This window comes from Jiangella alkaliphila (assembly GCF_900105925.1).
In the GTDB taxonomy this organism is placed as follows: Bacteria; Actinomycetota; Actinomycetes; order Jiangellales; family Jiangellaceae; genus Jiangella; species Jiangella alkaliphila.
In genome coordinates this window covers 2,046,788-2,064,897 of the sequence record NZ_LT629791.1, presented here as the reverse complement: position 1 = coordinate 2,064,897, position 18,110 = coordinate 2,046,788, and the positions used below count along the sequence as shown (strand labels likewise).

Here is an 18,110-nt window from a genome sequence, read left to right as displayed (position 1 = left end):
CTCGGGTGACGTCGGGTGATGGAGCCGTCAGGGCGCCAGCAGTTCCGGATCGATCGGGATGTCGGCGATCTGGTACGCGGGCGGCGGCTCGCCCATCAGGTGCTGGACGAAGTAGTCCCAGCGCCGCCGCAGCCAGTACGCGGTGCCGATCATCAGGCGGTGGTCGGCGTTGGGGACGATCAGGAGGTCGAAGTCCTTGTTCGCCTTGATCAGGGCGTCGACCAGGCGCATCGTCAGGTGCGGCGTGGCGTTGTCGTCCATCTCGCCGTGCACCAGCAGCAGCTTGCCCCTCAGCTTCGCGGCGTGTTCGGGGTTGGACTGAGCGGCGAAGTCGAACTCGTCGGGCGAGCCGAAGAACTTCTCCGCCCACCACACGTGGTTCGGGCGGTTGTCGTGGCTGCCGGCCGAGGAGACCGCGACCTTGTAGAACTCGGGTGCGAGCAGCATGCATCTGGTCGAGGCGTAGCCGCCCGCGGAGTGGCCGTAGATGCCGACCCGATCCAGGTCCATCCACGGCCGGGTCGCGCCCAGCTGCTTGATCGCCGCGACGTGGTCGCCGACGAACTCGCCCTCTGGCCCGCGGCGGCCGAAGTCCTGGAAGTCCTTGCCGCGCAGGGCGGAACCCCGGCCGTCGACCGCCACGACGACGAACCCGAGCGCCGCGAAGCCCGCGGCGTTGCGCTCGCCGGTCAGCACGCCTCCGGACAGCGGGAAGCGCAGCGGCGCGGTGGAGATCTGCGGGCCGGGATAGATCTCCTCGACCACGGGATACGTCGCCGACGGGTCGAAGTCGTGCGGCTTGTAGATGGCGCAGTAGAGGTCCGTCTCGCCGTCGGCGGCCTTCACCACGACGCGCTCCGGGGGCGTCCAGCCGGCCGCGTAGAGGGCGGCGGCGTCGGCCCGCTCGAGGTCCAGCACCACAGCGCCGGAGCGGTCGCGCAGCACCGACACGGTCTCGACGTCGTACCGCGACGTGTTGTCGACGAAGAACCGTCCCGACGGCGACGCGGCGCAGGCGTGGTCGCGGCCGTCGGACGTGATCGCGGTGAGCTCACCGCCGTCCAGCGACACCGAGTACAGCTCCTGCAGGTACGGGTCTGAGCCCGGCTCGCGCCCGCCGCCGGTGAACACGACCCGGCGGGCGTCCTCGTCGATCGACACGACGTGGCGGACCGACCAGTCGCCCGCGGTCAGGGTCGTGACGGAGCCGTCGCGGCCGTACCGGTAGAGGTGGCCGTGGCCGCTGCGCCGCGACCACCACAGCGCCTCGCCAGACGACGTGACCCGGACGTTGCTGTCCTGCTGCTGGGGACCGTGCAGGATGTGCGACGTGCTCGTCTCCTCGACCAGGACCGTGACCGCGCCGGTCCCGGGATCGAGTTCGTTCAGCCGGGCGGTGTGGTCGCCGAGGTCGCTGGAGAGGAAGTAGACGGTCGCCCCGTCCGCGCTCCACCACAGGAAGCCGTAGGCGATGGTGGGGACGAACGGGGTGAGGAACGGCTCGCCGGCGGCCCGCGTCACCGCGCCCGTCGCCGCCTCGAATACGAAGTACTCCGAGGTCGCGAGGTTCTCCGTCGTGTCGCCCACGACGGCGTAGCGATAGGCCATCGGCTTCGGCCGGAAGCCGCCCTCCGGCGGCGCGGAGCGCAGCAGGTGCATGAGCCCGACGCGGCGCTGGTCGAGCCGGTGCGTGACGAACCGGGTCGAGTCCGGCGACCACACGACCAGCGGCGGCATGGTGAAGCCGAGGTTCTCCTGCATCACCAGGTTGGCACAGGAGTCCGCCATCGTCGCGTAGTCGTACGACTCGACGCCGTCGGTGGTGAGCTGGCGCTCCTCGTCGGTGGCGGTGTCGCGCAGGTAGAGGTTGTGGTCGCGCATCCCCACGGCCCAGCGCCCGTCCGGCGACGGCGACTCGGCCGGGTGGGCGGGGCCGAGGACCGTCGCGCCGTAGTCGTCGAGGGCGATCTCGATCCGCCGCTCCCCGACGACCACGCGCACCGCGCCGTCCTCGAGCAGGTCGATGGAGAAGAACGGCAGCGCCGCCGGATCGACCTCCTCCCCCAGGACGTCACCGAGCGCGCGGGCGAGCCGCTCGTGGTCGAACGCCGGCCGCTTCGTGCCGGCTTCGGCGTCGACGACCACGAACCGCACACCCTCGGCCGTCCTGGTCCGGTACCAGAACGTCTCGGTGCGGCCGATCCACTGGGGCGTCACGCGTGGGGTGCGGACCAGTTCCTTCAGGTGGTGCGGCAGCAGGGCCTCGGCCTTGGCGTAGCGGGCGGTCAGGTCGGCGGTCATGGCGATCGCTCCTCGGGAGACGGCGGCTACAGACAGGCGCGGCGGAACCACTCCCGCTGGAGGGGGTGCAGGACGTCTCTCTCGACGAGCGCCCTGCGGCCGGAGTACAGGACGACGAAGCCGACCCCGGCGCGGTCGTCCACACCGGCGCCGGCGAGGTAGAACAACGTCGTCCCCGGGTGCCACCAGGCCAGTCCGTCCGGCCGGTCCAGCCCACGCCAGGCCAGGCCCTGGACGAAGTCGGGCGGCTCGCTCCCGTCGGGCATGGCGAACCCGTCGGGGACGGCGAAGTACTGCTCGCGGGCGGTGCGCATGGCCCGCGACAGCGGCGACCCGTCCGCGGCCGCACCGGCCGCGAGGTTCGCCTCGACGAACGCGAGCAGGTCGGTCATCGTGGAGCGCAGTCCGCCCTGCGGGAGCAGCACGTCGTGGTACCAGTTCGGGCACGGCTGCCCGCCGCCGTCGTACGCGTACACCACCCGGCCCTGCTGCTCCTCGGACAGCGCGTAGCCGGTGTCCGCGAGGCCCAGCGGGGCGCAGACCGTCTCCTTCAGCAGCTGCTCGTACGGCTTCCCGGTCACCAGTTCCAGCAGGTGGCCGAGCGTCCCCATGCCGATGATCGAGTACGTCCAGCCCTGCCCGGTCGGGTACACCAGCTCGGCGTCCTCGAGGTCGGCGTAGAGGTGTTCCTTCCGGTACCGCAGGTAGTGGGTGTACGCGCCGAACGGCGGCTCGGTGCCGCGGAGCTCCTCGTCGATGAAGGCCTGGTGGCGCCGGCCGACCGAGCCGAGCCCGGAACTGTGCGTGGCGAGCTGCCGGACGGTGATCGACGCGATCCGCTCCGGCAGCCGGAGGTCCTTCGGCAGGTGCGCGCCGATCGGGTCGTCGAGCCCGATCAGCCCCTCGGCCTCCAGCACGGCCAGCACGGTCGTCGAGAAGACCTTCGAGACCGAGCCGATCTCGTAGATCGTCCGCTCGTCGGGCAGCGGGGCGTGCTGGGCGCCCGGTGACCGGAAGCTCCGGACATGACGTTCGCCCCGCACGGACAGCCCGATCATGAGCGTCGCCTCGTCGCGGGTGACGAGGTAGTCCTCGGCCTCCCGATCGAGGTCGGAGAGCAGGCGGGGAAGGTCGGCTGAGGTCAACATCTCGACGCCCTTTCACCTAGCTGAATAGGCGCAGATTACCCCACCATTGGTGCACTACACCAGGGCATCATTGACGTCATCCTCTGGGTAGTGAATCATCCACACAGATCGGCTGTTCTTCTAGGCACTAGGACGGCCGCACCGTCTCGCGAGGAGGAAGAGTGACCCCCGCCCCGACCCGTGACATCACCACCCCCGGCCACGGTCCCGTCGAGCTCGCCGGCGCGTCCGCGCTGGTCACCGGCGCCGCCTCCGGCATCGGCGCGGCCGCCGCCCGGCGGCTCGCCGCGGCCGGCGCGGCGGTCGTCGTCGCCGACCTCCAGGCCGGCCCGGGTGGCGCGCTGGCCGACGAGATCGGCGGAGTCTTCGTCGAGACCGACGTGACCCGCACCGAGCAGCTCCAGGCCGCGGTCGAACGGGCCGTCGCGCTGGGTCCGCTCCGCGCGGTCGTCTGCTCGGCCGGCTTCGCACCGGCGCAGCGGACCATCGGCCGCGACGGCGAGTTCGCCTCGGCGCACGATCTCGCGATGTACAGGAAGGTGCTCGAGGTCAACCTGATCGGCACCTTCGACACGATCCGCCTCGCCGCCACCGCGATGAGCCGCAACGAGACCGACGCCGACGGCGCGCGCGGCGCGATCGTGGCGTTCGCGAGCGTGGCCGCGTTCGACGGCCAGATCGGCCAGGCCGCGTACTCCTCCTCCAAGGGCGGCATCGTGGGCCTCACCCTGCCCGTCGCCCGCGACCTGTCGGTCAGCGGGATCCGGCTCAACACCGTCGCGCCGGGCCTCGTCGACACCCCGATCTACGGCGTGGGCGAGCAGGCCGAGGAGTTCAAGGCGCGGCTGGGCCGGTCTGTGCTCTTCCCCTCGCGTCTCGGCCTTCCCGACGAGGTCGCCCGCATGGTCATGGAGTGCCTCACCAACCCCTACCTGAACGGGGCGGTGGTCCGCGTCGACGGAGGCGTCCGGCTGCCCCCGAAGTAGCCGTGTCATGACGTCCACGCCGGCGTTCACCGAGATCCCCAAGCGGGAGGGCCTGCGCGTGCGCGTCGCCCAGGCCCTGCGGGCGGCCATCGTCTCCGGCGAGATGGAGCCCGGCGACGTGTACTCCGCGCCGAGTCTCGGGCAGCACTTCGGCATCTCCGCGACGCCGGTCCGCGAGGCGCTGCTCGACCTGGTCGGCGAGGGACTCATGTCGACGGTGCCGAACAAGGGGTTCCGCGTCACCGAGGTGTCGGAGCGGGACCTCGCCGAGATCACCGAGCTGCTCCTGCTGGTCGAGCCACCCGCCGTCCGCCGCGCGATCGCGTCGATCCTCGGCCGCGACATCCCCGCCCTGCGCGAGCTCGCCCGGAGCATCGTCGACCGGGCGAGCGCCGGCGACTTGATCGGCTACAACGAGGCCGAGCGGCGCTTCCACCTCGAGCTGCTCGGCCACGCGGGGAACCAGCGCGTCGTCGACCTCGTCGCCGGCCTGCGCGACCAGACGCGGCTTCACGGCCTGGCGCCGCTCGTGGAGCAGGGCGCGCTCGCGAACGCCGCGGCCGAGCATCTCGAGCTCGTCGACCTCATCGTGGCCGGCGACGGCGCGGCCGCCGAGGCCCTGATGCGGCGCCACCTCAGACCGTGATCATCGCGCCGCCCTTGGCAAGGCTGATCGTCGTGACGGCGCCCGATATGCCGGTTCTTGTGCGACGACCAGCCTGGCCAAGGCGGTCGGGCCCACCGCAGGTTGATGCGATGGGCGGTCGCTACTCCAGGCACTCATATCTGCAAGGGCTAGCGCCACATCTCCATGCTCAGCCGACGAAGCGGGCTCCGGTGAAGAAGGCCGGCCCCTGCCAGGTGCCCAGCTCGCCGAGGCCGCTGACCCCCCACATGCTCGCCACCGGGTCGGCGTCGGGCGGTCCGTAGGCCGAGTTCAGCCGGACCAGGCCGGCGCGCAGCCGCCGGCCCACCGCACGGGCGGCCTCCCGGTCGGTGCCGAACACGTAGCCGCCCAGCCCGTACGGATGGTCGTTGGCGGTCGTGATCGCGTCGTCGAGCTCCCGGTAGGTCCGCACCTGCAGCACCGGGCCGAAGATCTCCTCTCTGAGCTCCGGCGCCGGGTCGGTCAGCACGACCGCCGGAGCCACGAAGTGCCCGGAGGCATCCGGGAGCCGCCCATACCGGCGCACCTCGCAGCCACGCGCGGCGAACTCCGCGAGCTGGTCGTCGATGCGGCGGCGGTGCGGTTCGTGCGAGAGCGGACCCAGTTGGGCGTCCGGATCGGTGGTGCGGCCGATGCGCACGGCGTCGAGGACGGGCCCGAGGGCGGCCAGGTAGTCCTCGACCTCCGCCTCCGGGACGATGAGCCGCCGCGGCCCGATGCAGTACTGCCCGTTCAGCGTCAGCATCGCCGTCACGACCTGCTCGACGACCGCCTTCGGCTCCTCGCCGGGGAGCACGACGACCGGGTTGTTGCCGGACAGCTCCAGGTCGACCGGCTTGAGCAGCCGCCCGCACGCCTCGGCCACGGCCATGCCGCCCGCGACGCCGCCCGTGTACGAGACGGCGGCGATCCGCTCGTCGCCGACGATCGCCTCGCCGACTGTGCGGTCGCCGTGCACGATCTGGACGACGCCGGGTGGCAGCGCCGCCCGCACGGCGTCGGCGAACACGCCGGAGAAGTGCGGTGCCCACTCCGACGGTTTGACGATGACCGGGCACCCGGCGACCAGGGCGTAGGAGGTCTTGACGATCGCCAGGTGGCTCGGCGCGTTCCAGGGGATGAAGACCGCCGCCGGACCCCAGGGCAGTCGCCACTGGTCGCATGCCCCGGCCGACGAGAGCTGCTCGGTGTGCTCGAACCCGTCCTCGATCTGGGTCGCGCCGAGGTCCAGCAGCTGGGCCACCGCGCCGATGAGGGCGGCGGTCGTCGCCCGCGGCACGCCCGTGTCCAGGCTGTCCGCGCGCGCCAGCTCCTCCGTGCGCGAGGCCAGCTCCGTGTGCAGACGGCGCAGCGCGGCCGCGCGTTCGCCGCGTGGGAGGTCGGACCAGACGCCGCCGGCGTGAGCGGCCCACGCGGTCGCGACCGCCGTCTCCACGCTCTCGGGCGCGCTGGCCCGCTGCGGATGCAGCCGCTGCCCGGTGTCCGGGTCGGTCAGGACCGGGTCCAGCTCCCCGGCCGGTACCGCGGCCGTCGTGCCCACCAGTTCCCGGATCGTGCAGTCGTGATCACTCATGTCGTGGCCTCCGCGCGCATCGATGCCGCGACCTTCTCGCCGACGAGGATCGCGGTCAGGTTGGTGTTCGCCCGGGTCACCCACGGGAGGATGCTCGCGTCGGCCACGCGCAGGCCGTCTATGCCGAGCACCCGCCCGGCCGGATCGACGACGACGTCCGGGTCACCCGGATCGCCCATGCGGCAGGTTCCGCTCGCGTGGACGGTGTCGCTCACGGCGGCGAGGGCGAACCGCGCGAACTCGTCGTCGCTCATGGTCTCGGCCGGATCGGCGGCGACCGCGCCGAGGCCGCTGAGGCTCATCTCGGGCGCGATCTCCTTGAGCTCCGGCTGTGCCGCGAACGTCCGCAGCTCGTCGACGACGGCCCGGAATCGCCGCAGGTCGTCGGGGTGGGACAGCAGGTCGAAGTCGACCACCGGATCGGCGGCCGGATCGGTGCCGGCCAGCCGGATGCGTCCGGTCGACGTCACTCGGTTGACCCAGCCGACGACGCCGGCGGCCGGCACACCGAGGCCCAGCGCACCGGTCACCGCGATCATGGCGTCGTTGACCTCGTCGCCGACGCCGGTGGTGAACCGCACGCAGACCTGGCCACGCATGGGCACGCCGCGGTAGTCGATCTCCTGGTGCAGGCCGAGGCCCAGCGCGATGCTCGGGTGGTCCTGCAGGTTGCGCCCGACCGGAAGGTCCGCGACCGGGTCGACGCCGGCGTCGCACAGTTCGCCGGCCGGGCCGACGCCCGAGCGCAGCAGGACCGCCGGCGAGTGGATGGCGCCGGCGGACACCACGACCTCGGCGGCGCGGAACTCGACCGGCGCACCGGCGACGATCGCACGCACGCCGGTCACGCGGTTCCCGGTGAACAGGATGCGCTCGACCAGCGCGTCGCCCACGACGCGCAGGCCGGGACGGTCGCGGGCCGGCTGGAGGTACCCGTCGTTGGTCGAGACCCGGACGGTGCCGAAGCTGTTGAGCGCGTACGGCGACACCCCGGTCGAGCCCGGCGCGTTGTGGTCCGGCGCCCACGGGTGACCCAGCCGCCGGGCGGCCTGGTCGACGGCGGCGTCGACGGCGGCGAAGTCCTCGTGCCGCGGACGGGTGATCGGGATCGGCCCGTCGTCGCCGTGGTACGTCTCGTCGCCGAAGTCGAGGTCGTTCTCGAGCCGGCGCAGCAGCGGCAGGACGTCGTCGTAGCCCCAGCCGGCGCAGCCCTGGGCGGCCCAGCCGTCGAGGTCCTCGACCGTCGCCCGGATCGCGAACAGCCCGTTGACCGCGGAGCTGCCGCCGACGCCGCGTCCGCGCGCATACGGCAGCCGGTCCTGCGCGGACGTCCGTGCCGCCAGCAGCCCCGGGAACATGTGCGTGTTCAGCAGCGTCGCGGTCGGCTGGACGATCATCGGCTCGATGCTGCGGATCTCCGGGAGCGCGTCGGCCGAGCGATAGTCGGGTCCGGCCTCCAGGACCAGCACCCGGCGGCCGTCGTCCTCGGTCAGCCGGGCGGCCAGCGCCGCGCCCGCGGAACCGGCGCCGACGACGATGACGTCGTACCCGGGATCGTTCACCGCTGCTCCTCACTGAGGCCGCCGAGGTGGGCGGCGAAGTGGCGTTCGACGGTGCGGAACATCGTCATGACGTTCTCGGGGTTCTGGAAGCCGTGCCCCTCGTCGTCGGCGACGAGGTACTCGACGGCGACGCCGCGGGCTCGCAGCGCCTCGACGATGGCGTCGGACTCCGCCTTGACGACGCGGACGTCGTTGGCGCCCTGGACGACCAGCAGCGGCGTCCGGATCCGGTCGACCATGGTGATGGGCGAGCGGGCCAGCAGATCGGCTTCCTGCTCGGGGTCGGCCGGGTCGCCGCAGTAGAGCAGGAAGTTGTTCACCATCTGCGGACGCAGGAACTCCGGCAGCGTGCGCATGAAGTTCGGCAGGCTGGAGATCCCGCAGTAGTCGACGGCCGCGGCGAAGTAGTCCGGGGTGACGGTGACCCCGACCAGCGCCGCGTACCCGCCGTACGAGCCGCCGTGGATGCCGATGCGCGCCGGGTCGGCGTAGCCCTGTTTCACCGCCCAGTCCGCGGCGTCGATGACGTCGTCGTGCATCGTCCCGGCGAACTCCCTGATCGCCGCCGTGGTGTGCCGCCGGCCGTAGCCCGACGACCCGCGGAAGTTCACCTGCAGGACGGCGTAGCCGCGGTTGGCCAGGAACTGGGCGGTGGGGTTGTACCCCCACACGTCGTGGAACCACGGGCCGCCGTGCAGGAACAGGACCAGCGGCAGGCCGGCCGGCTCGACGCCGACCGGCAGGGTGAGGAAGCCGTGCAGCGGCAGCCCGTCCCGCGCCGCGAAGGCGACCGGCGTCATCGGCGCCAGCGCGTCCGGGTCCAGCCGCGGATACGGCCGGAACAGCAGCCGGCTCTCGCCGGTGCCGTGGTCGTAGAGATAGGTGAGCCCGGGCTCGCGGTCGTGCGCGAACGTCGCCACCCACAGCCGCTCCGAGTCGTCCGACGACAGCCCCGCCAGCACCCCGTCCGAGAGCCGCGACAGTGCCGCGTACACCTCCGCGAACCCCGGGTCCACCACGTGGATCACGGGCCGGTCGCCCACGAACCGCGCCGCCAGCACCGCGCCGGTGCGCCGGCTGGTGAACAGGGTCGGGGGCGCCGCCGGCAAGACGGCCTCGGCGATGCACAGGCTGTGCCCGGGCAGGTCCGCGACGACGCTCTGCTCGCCGGTCGCGATGTCGACGCGGACCAGCCGGAGGTCGTCGGAGTCCTGGTACGACCCGACGAGCAGCCCGGCGCCGTCGGGGGTGATCCGGGCCGGGTGGACGCCGAGCGGATGCTCCGGGCCGCCCTGCCGGTGGAACAGGCGCCGCCGGCCGGACGCGTCGTCGACGGCGTGGTACTCGAACGTCCCGTCGTCGGCCTGCGAGTGGGCGACGACCTCGCCGCCGGGTCCGAAGACGAAGCCGCCTCGGCGGTCCGGGTTCTCCCGGTGCAGGACGATCTCGCCGGTGGCGACGTCGATCCGGAACACGTCGACGTCCAGCGGCCGGCGGTTCATCGAGACGAGAACGCTGCCGGGCACGGCCTTGAACGGCTCGACGTCCATCACCCGCGACCCGCGCGGCATAGGCGTCAGGTCGACGGCGGGTTCGCCCGGCGCGCCGAGGTCGACGCGGTACAGGTGCCAGTCCTCGTTCCCGTCGGTGTCCTGCAGATACAGCAGCCACCGCGGGTCGTCGGTCCAGAAGTAGCGCCGGATGCCGCGCCGGCCGTCGCGCGTCACACACACCGCGTCGGCGTGCTCCTCGTCGATGCCGCAGACCCAGACGTTGGTCCGTCCGCTCCACGGCGCCAGGTAGCCGATGCGCGTCCCGTCGGGCGAGATCGACGCGCCGGAGAACTCCGGGTCGGCGAACAGCTCCTCGACCTGGATCAGCCCCGGGGCGCTCATGCCGACCGCCCGCCGAGGTGCTCGGCGAGGAAGCGGTCCATCGCGCGGAACATGGCGACGAGGTTCTCGGGGTTCTGGAACCCGTGGCCCTCGTCGTCGGCGACGAGATACTCGACCGCGACGGCTCGCTCACGGAGCGCGGCGACGATGTTGTCGGCCTCCGCCTTGACGACCCTGGAGTCGTTCGCGCCCTGGACGACGAGCAGCGGGGTGCGGATGCGGTCGACCATGGTGATCGGCGACCGCGTGAGCATGTCGGCCTCGTCGGCCGGGTCCTCGGGGTCGCCGACGTAGCGGTACCAGCTGTTGCCGATGAGCGGCTTCAGGAACTCCGGCAGCGTGCGCATGAAGTTCGGCAGGCTGGAGATGCCGACGTAGTCGACCGCCGCGGCGAAGAAGTCCGGGGTGACCGTGACCCCGACCAGCGACGAGTAGCCGCCGTAGGACCCGCCGTAGATCCCGATGCGGGCCGGGTCGGCATAGCCCTGCTCGACGGCCCAGTTCGCCGCGTCGATCAGGTCGTCGTGCATCGCGCCGGCGAACTCCTTGATCGCGGCGGTGAGGTGCTTCGCGCCGTACCCGGACGAGCCGCGGAAGTTGACCTGGAGCACGGCGTAGCCGCGGTTGGCCAGGAACTGGATCTGCGGGTCGAACCCCCACGAGTCGTGGCACCACGGCCCGCCGTGCACCTTCACGATCAACGGCAGCCCGGTGGGCGCGACGCCGGCGGGCAGGGTGAGGAACGCGTGTAGCGGCAGCCCGTCCCGCGCCGCGAACGCGACCGGCGTCATCGGCGCCAGCTCCGCCGGGTCCAGCCGCGGGTAGGGCCGGAACAGCAGCCGGCTCTCGCGCGTGCCGTGGTCGTAGTAGTAGGTCAGGCCCGGCTCGCGGTCGTGCGCGAACGTCGCGACCCACCGCTGTTCGGACTCGTCCGACGAGACCGCCGCCAGCACGCCGTCGGACAGTTTGGACAGCTCCGCGTACACCTCCGCGAAGTGCGGGTCGAGCACCAGGAGCTCCGGCCGCTCGCCCACGAACCGCGCGGCCAGGACCTCGCCGGTGCGCCGGCTGGTGAACAGGGTGGGCGGGAGGGTGCGCGAGACGTAGCCCATGGTGCAGAGGCTGTGCCCGTCCATCGCGGCGACCACGGTCTCGGCGCCGGTGTGGGCGTCGACACGGACCAGGCGCAGGTCGTCGGTGCCCTGATAGACGCCGACGAGCAGGCCCTTCCCGTCGGCCGCGACGTGCGCCGGGTAGACCCCCATCGGATACTCCGGGCCGCCGATCCGGTGGAACGGGCGCAGCTCGCCCGTCTGCTCGTCGGCCGCGGAGAACTCCCACACGCCGACCTCGGCGATCCGCGAGTAGAAGACCTCGCCCGCCCGGCCGAACAGGAAGTGCCCCGCGGACTCGGGGTTCTCCCGGTGCAGGGTCGTCTCACCGGTGGCGATGTCGACGCGGAAGGCGTCGACGAACATGTGCCGGCGGTTCATCGACACCACGACCGTGCCCGGCAGCGACGACAGCGGCGACACGTCCATGACCCGGGAGCCGGGCGGCAGCGGCGTCAGGTCGACGGCGGGCTGGTCCGGCGCGTCGAGGTCCACGCGGTACAGGTGCCAGTCCTCGTTACCGTCGGTGTCCTGCAGATACAGCAGCCTCCGCGGGTCGTCGGTCCAGTAGTACGTCTTGATGCCGCGTCGCGCGTCGTGCGTCACGCACACCGCGTCGGTGTGCTCCTCGTCGACGCCGCGGACCCAGACGTTGGTCCGTCCGCTCCACGGCGCCAGGTAGGCCAGGCGCTTCCCGTCGGGCGAGATCGACGCACCGGAGAACTCCGGGTCGGCGAACAGCTCCTCGACGTCGATCACCCTCGGCGTGGCCATGACGCGCCTACCTCGCCGTCGCGGGCCGGGCCCGCTCCAGCATGGCCAGATAAGAACCGCCGGTGACGAGGTCGAGCTCGTCCTGGCTCAGGCCGCGCTCGGCGAGGCCGCTGACGAGGCTGCCCAGGCGGCTGGCGTCCTCCATGCCCTCGGGCCCGACGGCGTAGATGTCCGCGCCGAGCTCGTTCAACCCGTAGGCGTTGTCCGGGTCGGCCTGCTTGAGGGCGCCCGAGATCATCTCGATGGAAGACCCGGAGTAGTCCGCCCCGATCGCCAGGTGCTCGGCGCCGACGAGGTCGTAGATGTGCATGGCGTGGTCGAGCACGTCCGAGAGCGTCGCCCGGAAGGGGTCCTCGGTCACGTAGCCCCGGTAGGTGGTGATGCCGATGACGCCGTTGCGCGCGGCGACGGCCTTGAGCTGCTCGTCGGTCAGGTTGCGCCGGTGCGGCGAGACCGCGTCGGCGTTGGCATGGGAGACGAAGATGTCGCCGTCGTAGATGTCCAGTGCGTCCCAGAACGACGCCCGCGACATGTGCACGAGGTCCACCATGAGCGGCAGCGACTCCAGCTCCTTGAGCACCTGCTTGCCGAGGTGGCTGAACCCGCCCTCGCCGAACCGCTCGTTGCAGCCGGTGCACAGCAGGTTCTGCATGTTGTGCGAGAACGTGAACGTGGTGACGCCCAACTGGGACATCGTCTCCAGCGCCTCGAAGTCACCGACCAGCGGGCCGTACCCCTCGAACGACATGAACAGGCCGAACGACCCCTCGGGACGGTTGTCGAAGTCCGCCCTCGACGTACAGAACGTGATCTCGCCCTCCGAGCCGCGGACCTCGGACAGCAGCATGCCGACCGTGGGCCAGTCGGAGATCTGCATGACGGCACCGGTCAGGCCGCCGGCCCGCCACGACTCCAGATAGTGCTCGCGCAGGATCTGGGCGTGCGGGTCGGCCTTGTGGCCCGACATCACGTGCGCGATGGTGGGACCGACGTAGATGTTGATCATCTCGCTCCTCCTTCTGGCGCTGACGAGCCCGCCGCGGCCAGGACGCGGGCGTAGAAGTCCTGCTCGGCTTCGAGGGCATGGACGAGGTTCTCCGCCTTCGCGAACAGGTGCCCCTCGCCCTCGTACACGTGGTGCTCGTGCTCGATGCCGCGATCGCGCAGCACCGTCGCGATCGCCTCCGCCTGGTCCGCGGGCACGACGTCGTCGGCCTCGCCCTGGAGGAGGACGAGCGGCGCGGTGATCCGGTCCGCCGCCGTGACCGGCGAGCGCTCGGCGTACAGGTCCTTCGCCTCCGGCAGCGGGCCGATCAGCGAGTCGAGGTAGCGCGACTCGAACTTGTGCGTGTCCGTCGCCATCTTGTAGGCGTCGGCGACGCCGTTCATGCTGCCGCCGGCCGCGAACACGTCGCGGAACGCCAGCGCGCACAAGGTCAGCCAGCCGCCGCCGCTGAGGCCGCGGACGACCAGCCTGGATACGTCGGCCAGCCCCTTGGCCACGAGGTACTCGGCTCCCGCCACGGCGTCGTCGACGTCGACGACGCCCCAGTTGCCCTTGAGGGCGTCGCGATAGGCGCGTCCGTAGCCGCTGCTGCCGCGAAAGTTGAGCTCCAGGTAGCCGTACCCGCGGCTGGTCCAGTACTGCTGACGCAGGTCCAGCACCGGCACGACGTGGCCGGTGGGTCCGCCGTGGCAGTTGACGATGAGCGGCGGCGGGCCGTCGACCGGCACGGTCGGCGGGTACCAGAAGGCGTGGGCGACGGCGCCGTCCGTGGTCGGGTAGGTGATGGCCTCCGGCAGCGAGATCGTCTCGGGCGCGACGGTGCCGTTGTCGCGCACCACCTCACCCGTGCCGCCGGCGGCGGGGTCCAGCAGGACGACGGCCGGGGCATGACGGTGCCCCGCGGCCACGACGGCGATCCGGTCGCCCACGACCGTCGGCGAGCCGAACTGCGTGTACGGCGTCGCGATCTCGTCCAGGCGGCCGTCGGGGTGCCGGACGCCCAGGTGCTCGACGCCGTCGATCGTCCACTTCACCACCAGCCGCCCGTCGGCGAAGACGTCGAGGCTGCGCAGGCCGAGGAACCACACGGGGCCGCCCAGGTCGGCCTCCATGCCGACCAGCGGTGCCGCGGCGCCGGCCCGGTAGAGGTTCCACCAGCCGGTGCGGTCGCTGAGGAAGAGCAGCTCGCCGTCCGGCGTCCAGGTGGGTTCGAGGACGGACTCGGCGGCGGACCCGGCGAGGCAGGTCGCCGAGACGAGGCCCGCGGACGTCAGCTCGGCGACCCACAGCTGGGTGCCGTCCCACGGCATCCGCGGGTGGTCCCAGGTGATCCAGGCGATCCTGGTGCCGTCGGGCGACACCCGCGGCGAGCCGGCGAAGTCGTGGCCGCCGTCGAGGACGACCGCGTCCCCCGTGCCGTCCAGCCGGACCCGAACCAGCTCGTTGGCGATACGGCCGTTGCCGTGGTGCTGCTCGCGGACGGCGTAGACGTGCTCGCCGCTCACCACGAAGTCGCTCCACCGGACGGTCCTGCCCGGCGCCTCCGGTGTCACCGCGACACCGCGCCGCACGCTGTGGATGCGCTGGTCCTCGCTGTCGCACACCAGGACGTCGCCGTCGGGCGCGACGCCGTACGGGATGCCGCCGTAGCCGACGATGTTGCTGCTCGACCGCCCCGGCGGGGTGAGGTCGACCGGCTCCGCGCCCGGTTCCCAGCGGACGACCACCGTGCGGGCCTCCGCGGGCCTCGTCTCGGTCCACAGCAGGGCGTCACCGTCGCGGCGCAGCCAGTTGAACGCCCGGGCCGGCGCGAACACGTCCGCCGCGGAGAGCGCGCCGGTCGTCATGCACAGATGCCCGTGCGGACGGAGGTCAGGAACTCGGCCAGGTCGGCACGGGTCTGCGCCAGCGAGGGCTCGTGCAGGTAGATCATGTGCCCGGACTCGTAGCGGGTCTTGGTGACGTTGCGCGCGATGTCCGGGTCGAGGTGCAGGTGGTCGAAGGTCAGCTCGGCCGGGAAGAACGGCGTGCCGAGGTCGTAGTAGCCGCTGAGCAGGAGCACCTTGAGGTGCGGTGAGCGATACATGGCTCCGCGCAGCAGGGTGGCAACCTCGAGCTGGGGCGTCCAGATGCCCATCTGCTCGCTCTCGCGGTGCTTCCACTCGAAGCGCGGGCGGATGTGCCGGTACAGCAGCGGCCGGTCGGCCTCCCAGCCGAGGTCGGCCCGCAGGTACTTGGTCAGCGCGGCCGTCGCCGCGCCGGTCGGCGCCGTGTAGCTGGGGTCGTTCTCGAACGCCTCGCCGGCGGAGTCGGAGTCGACGCCGGTGAAGCGGGTGTCGAGGCGCCCGACGGTGCGTCGCCGGTCGCGCAGCAGCTCCTTCATGAACCGCCAGAGCGTCACCCGCAGGTTCGCCCGGAGGATGTACTCGGCCGAGATGCCGGTCAGTTCGGAGAGCCGCTTGGCGATGCGCTCCTCCTCCGCGGCGGTCAGCCGGCTGCCCTTCAGCAGGGCCACCGAGTACTCGTTCAGAGCGAAGTCCTCAGCCTCCGCGACGACCGTCGTCAGGTCGCCGGAGATGACGCCGTGGTACAGGGCGGTCGCGGCGTAGCTGGGCAGCTGGCCCACCGGGCCGTTGTTGACGCCGACGCCGAAGGTCGTGCCCGCGACGTCCATGAGCGAGGACAGCAGGATGACGCCGTCGACGAACAGCCCCGGTGTCTGCTGCAGGTAGTCGGCCACCGCCGGCGCCCGGAGGGTCCCGTAGCTCTCGCCGAACAGCACGATCGGGCTGTCGCCGCGGCTCTCGCGCGCGATGAACTCCAGCACGAAGTCCCCGACCACGGCGGCGTCGACCTCGATGCCGTAGAACTCCTTGGCGTCCACCCCGGGGGCGGTCCGGCTGAAGCCGGTGCTCGGCGGGTCGACGAACACCAGGTCGGCCACGTCCAGGAGCGAGTGCTCGTTCTCGCGCAGCTCCCACCGCGAGACGTCGACCAGCGGGTCGCCCTCGAACACGACGCGGCGCGGGCCGTAGCTGTACATGTGCAGCCAGATCGTCGACGATCCCGGGCCACCGTTCCAGATGAACACCAACGGCCGGTTCCGCGTCGACGTCACGCCGTCGCGCAGGTAGGCGGTGTAGAAGATGGCGACCTTCGGCGCGCCCTGCTCGGCGTCGTCGTGCATGACGATGCGGCCGGTCTTGGCGGTGTACTGGATCCGCTCACCGCCGATCGTGACCGCGTGCTGCGTGGTGAACTGCTGGTCCTCCAGCGGCTTGGCCTCCGGGGCCTTGTCGGCGTCGGCGGCGGTGGACTCGCTGGTCGCGGCTTCCGGCATCAATGACTCCCAGAGATCGGCGGTGTTTGGACTGTACGACTATGTCAATAGAGCGTCAATAGCATGTGCTTTAGATTGAGCTAGTTGAGCGGGCTAGGAGGGCGCAGATGGGCGACATGGACGCAGCGCTGCGACGAGTCGTCGACCGCACGCCGTACTACGCCGTCCGGATCGGCGCCGCCGCCGGTGGCCGTCCGGCCGCGGACCTGCGCCGCCCGGACGTCACCACCGCGCTGATCGGCGAGATGGGACGCCGCATCGGCACCGACGAGGCCCGGGTCGCGGTGTCGACGCTCTTCCTCGGCTACGCCGCCCGGCTGTGGTGCCTCGCGCTCGGCACCGCCCAGCTCACCGGCCGCAGTCTCGACCTGGCGCCCGAGACCCTGGGCTGGTCCAGCGCCGCCGGGACGCTGACGCTGCACTGCCCGGCGCCGAGCCCCGGCGGAACCCCTGCCGAGGAGGTGGTCGACCGGCAGCTGACGCCCCTGGTCGAGGCCTGGAGCCGTTGGATCGCACCCGGCGCCCTGTGGGGCAACGCCGCGTCGGCCGTGCGAGGCGCGGGCATCGTCCTGGGTGCTCCGGCGACGCCGCTGATCGAGCAGGCGCTCGCCCATCCGCTGCTCGCCGACCGGCTCGAGCCGGTGACCCACCGCCGGCGCAGCTGCTGCCTCTTCTACCGCGCCCGCGCCGGCGGCTACTGCGGCGACTGCTCCCTGACGCCGCATTAGGGCTTGGACGGACGGGACCGTTCGAGCATCCGCAGGTACGACTCGCCGCAGACGAGGTCGACCTCGTCCGGGGTCAGGCCCCGCTCCGCGAGGCCGGTGGCGATCGCTCCGAGGTTGCTGGCGTCCTCCAGCCCCTCCGGCCCGTACGTGTACAGCTCGCGGCCGCGGCCCTTGATGCCGTGGGCGCCGTCGGGGTCGATCATGTCCAGGACCGGCAGCAGCATCTCGACGGGCGACTCGCAGTAGTCGGCGCCGATGCTCAGGTGCTCAGGACCGACCAGGTCGTACATGTACATCGCGTGGTCCAGCAGGTCCGACAGCGTCGCCGTCATCGGGTCCGGCGACACGTAGCCGCGGAACGTGTTGAGCCCGATCGTGCCGTTGCGCTCGGCGACCGCCTTGATCTGGTCGTCGGTCAGGTTGCGCTGGTGCGGGCAGAGCGCGTCGGCGTTGGAGTGCGACACGAACAGGTCGCCGTCGTAGAGGTCGAGCGCGTCCCAGAACGACGCCCGCGACATGTGCACCAGGTCGATCATCAACGGCAGCGACTCGAGCTCCTTCAGCGTCTGCTTGCCGAGGTGGCTGAACCCGCCCTCGCCGAAGCGCTCGTTGCTGCCGGTGCACAGCAGGTTCTGCAGGTTGTGCGAGAACGTGAACGTCGTGATGCCGAGCTCGGCCAGCGTGTGCAGCGCCTCGAGGTCGCCGGCGAACGGCCCGTGGCCCTCCAGCGACAGGAAGATCCCGAACGATCCCTCGGGACGGTTGTCGAAGTCGGCCCGCGTCTTGCAGTACGTGATCTCGCCTTCGGACCGGGTGATCTCCGCGAAGTACGCGTTGATGGACGTCCAGTTCGAGACCTGGACCACGGCGGCGTCCAGCCCGCCGGCCCGCCACCGCGGGAGGTAGGTGGAGCGCAGCACCTCCGCCTTGTTGCCCGGGATGCCGTGGTGGGCCATGACGTCGTAGATGACGCCACCGACGTAGCTGTTGATCACGATGCTTCCTCCATTCGATCGGC

At 71.7% G+C, this 18,110-nt stretch carries 13 protein-coding genes; 3 read left to right on the top strand and 10 right to left on the bottom strand.

What is annotated here, in order from left to right:
• Positions 1–27 precede the first annotated feature (27 nt).
• Complete coding sequence (locus BLV05_RS09670) at positions 28–2,301, bottom strand: S9 family peptidase (RefSeq protein WP_046770306.1); 2,274 nt, start codon at positions 2,299–2,301, stop codon at positions 28–30.
• Positions 2,302–2,327: 26 nt separating this feature from the next.
• Positions 2,328–3,449 carry a serine hydrolase domain-containing protein gene (locus BLV05_RS09665; RefSeq protein WP_046770305.1) on the bottom strand — a complete coding sequence of 374 codons (1,122 nt, stop codon included), beginning with the start codon at positions 3,447–3,449 and terminating at the stop codon, positions 2,328–2,330.
• Between the two features lie 161 nt (positions 3,450–3,610).
• Between BLV05_RS09665 and BLV05_RS09660 the strand changes: the two genes are divergently transcribed.
• Together BLV05_RS09660 and BLV05_RS09655 are read left to right on the top strand one after the other, a co-directional pair.
• Positions 3,611–4,435 (top strand): SDR family NAD(P)-dependent oxidoreductase, encoded by an 825-nt coding sequence (locus BLV05_RS09660; protein WP_231948789.1) that lies wholly within the window; start codon positions 3,611–3,613, stop codon positions 4,433–4,435.
• Between the two features lie 7 nt (positions 4,436–4,442).
• On the top strand, positions 4,443–5,081 hold the full coding sequence (locus BLV05_RS09655) for a GntR family transcriptional regulator (RefSeq protein WP_046770304.1): 639 nt from the start codon (positions 4,443–4,445) through the stop codon (positions 5,079–5,081).
• A gap of 169 nt (positions 5,082–5,250) precedes the next feature.
• On the opposite strand, the gene BLV05_RS09650 is transcribed toward BLV05_RS09655, so the two are convergent.
• Genes BLV05_RS09650 through BLV05_RS09620 form a run of 7 tightly spaced genes read right to left on the bottom strand, consistent with a single transcriptional unit; the run spans position 5,251 to position 16,364 of the window.
• Positions 5,251–6,675 carry an aldehyde dehydrogenase family protein gene (locus BLV05_RS09650; protein ID WP_052762721.1) on the bottom strand — a complete coding sequence of 475 codons (1,425 nt, stop codon included), beginning with the start codon at positions 6,673–6,675 and terminating at the stop codon, positions 5,251–5,253.
• Entirely contained in the window at positions 6,672–8,237 is a 1,566-nt protein-coding gene (locus tag BLV05_RS09645; protein ID WP_046770303.1) for a GMC family oxidoreductase, read from the bottom strand. Before BLV05_RS09645 ends, BLV05_RS09650 begins: the two co-directional genes overlap by 4 nt.
• Positions 8,234–10,132, bottom strand: a complete 1,899-nt coding sequence (locus BLV05_RS09640) for a S9 family peptidase (RefSeq protein ID WP_046770302.1) — start codon at positions 10,130–10,132, stop codon at positions 8,234–8,236. The genes BLV05_RS09645 and BLV05_RS09640 overlap by 4 nt, the downstream gene beginning before the upstream one ends.
• Entirely contained in the window at positions 10,129–12,018 is a 1,890-nt protein-coding gene (locus BLV05_RS09635; RefSeq protein ID WP_046770301.1) for a S9 family peptidase, read from the bottom strand. The genes BLV05_RS09640 and BLV05_RS09635 overlap by 4 nt, the downstream gene beginning before the upstream one ends.
• Positions 12,019–12,025: 7 nt before the next feature.
• A complete protein-coding gene (locus BLV05_RS09630) occupies positions 12,026–13,024 on the bottom strand; it encodes a dipeptidase (protein ID WP_046770300.1) in 999 nt (332 codons plus the stop codon).
• A complete protein-coding gene (locus BLV05_RS09625) occupies positions 13,021–14,871 on the bottom strand; it encodes a S9 family peptidase (protein ID WP_052762720.1) in 1,851 nt (616 codons plus the stop codon). Before BLV05_RS09625 ends, BLV05_RS09630 begins: the two co-directional genes overlap by 4 nt.
• Positions 14,868–16,364, bottom strand: a complete 1,497-nt coding sequence (locus BLV05_RS09620; protein ID WP_046770299.1) for a S10 family peptidase — start codon at positions 16,362–16,364, stop codon at positions 14,868–14,870. The genes BLV05_RS09625 and BLV05_RS09620 overlap by 4 nt, the downstream gene beginning before the upstream one ends.
• 107 nt (positions 16,365–16,471) lie before the next feature.
• On the opposite strand from BLV05_RS09620, the gene BLV05_RS09615 reads away from it, so the two are divergent.
• Entirely contained in the window at positions 16,472–17,092 is a 621-nt protein-coding gene (locus BLV05_RS09615; RefSeq protein ID WP_046770298.1) for a (2Fe-2S)-binding protein, read from the top strand.
• On the opposite strand, the gene BLV05_RS09610 is transcribed toward BLV05_RS09615, so the two are convergent.
• A complete protein-coding gene (locus BLV05_RS09610; protein WP_046770297.1) occupies positions 17,089–18,087 on the bottom strand; it encodes a dipeptidase in 999 nt (332 codons plus the stop codon). The genes BLV05_RS09615 and BLV05_RS09610 overlap by 4 nt on opposite strands.
• Between the last annotated feature and the right edge of the window lie 23 nt (positions 18,088–18,110).

What these genes read in the sequence shown, in the direction of transcription:
- BLV05_RS09670 (WP_046770306.1), bottom strand. Translation starts at nt 2,301, where the DNA reads ATGACCGCCGACCTGACCGCCCGCTACGCCAAGGCCGAGGCCCTGCTG.
- BLV05_RS09665 (WP_046770305.1), bottom strand. Translation starts at nt 3,449, where the DNA reads ATGTTGACCTCAGCCGACCTTCCCCGCCTGCTCTCCGACCTCGATCGG.
- BLV05_RS09655 (WP_046770304.1), top strand. Translation starts at nt 4,443, where the DNA reads ATGACGTCCACGCCGGCGTTCACCGAGATCCCCAAGCGGGAGGGCCTG.
- BLV05_RS09650 (WP_052762721.1), bottom strand. Translation starts at nt 6,675, where the DNA reads ATGAGTGATCACGACTGCACGATCCGGGAACTGGTGGGCACGACGGCC.
- BLV05_RS09640 (WP_046770302.1), bottom strand. Translation starts at nt 10,132, where the DNA reads ATGAGCGCCCCGGGGCTGATCCAGGTCGAGGAGCTGTTCGCCGACCCG.
- BLV05_RS09635 (WP_046770301.1), bottom strand. Translation starts at nt 12,018, where the DNA reads ATGGCCACGCCGAGGGTGATCGACGTCGAGGAGCTGTTCGCCGACCCG.
- BLV05_RS09630 (WP_046770300.1), bottom strand. Translation starts at nt 13,024, where the DNA reads ATGATCAACATCTACGTCGGTCCCACCATCGCGCACGTGATGTCGGGC.
- BLV05_RS09625 (WP_052762720.1), bottom strand. Translation starts at nt 14,871, where the DNA reads ATGACGACCGGCGCGCTCTCCGCGGCGGACGTGTTCGCGCCGGCCCGG.
- BLV05_RS09620 (WP_046770299.1), bottom strand. Translation starts at nt 16,364, where the DNA reads ATGCCGGAAGCCGCGACCAGCGAGTCCACCGCCGCCGACGCCGACAAG.
- BLV05_RS09615 (WP_046770298.1), top strand. Translation starts at nt 16,472, where the DNA reads ATGGGCGACATGGACGCAGCGCTGCGACGAGTCGTCGACCGCACGCCG.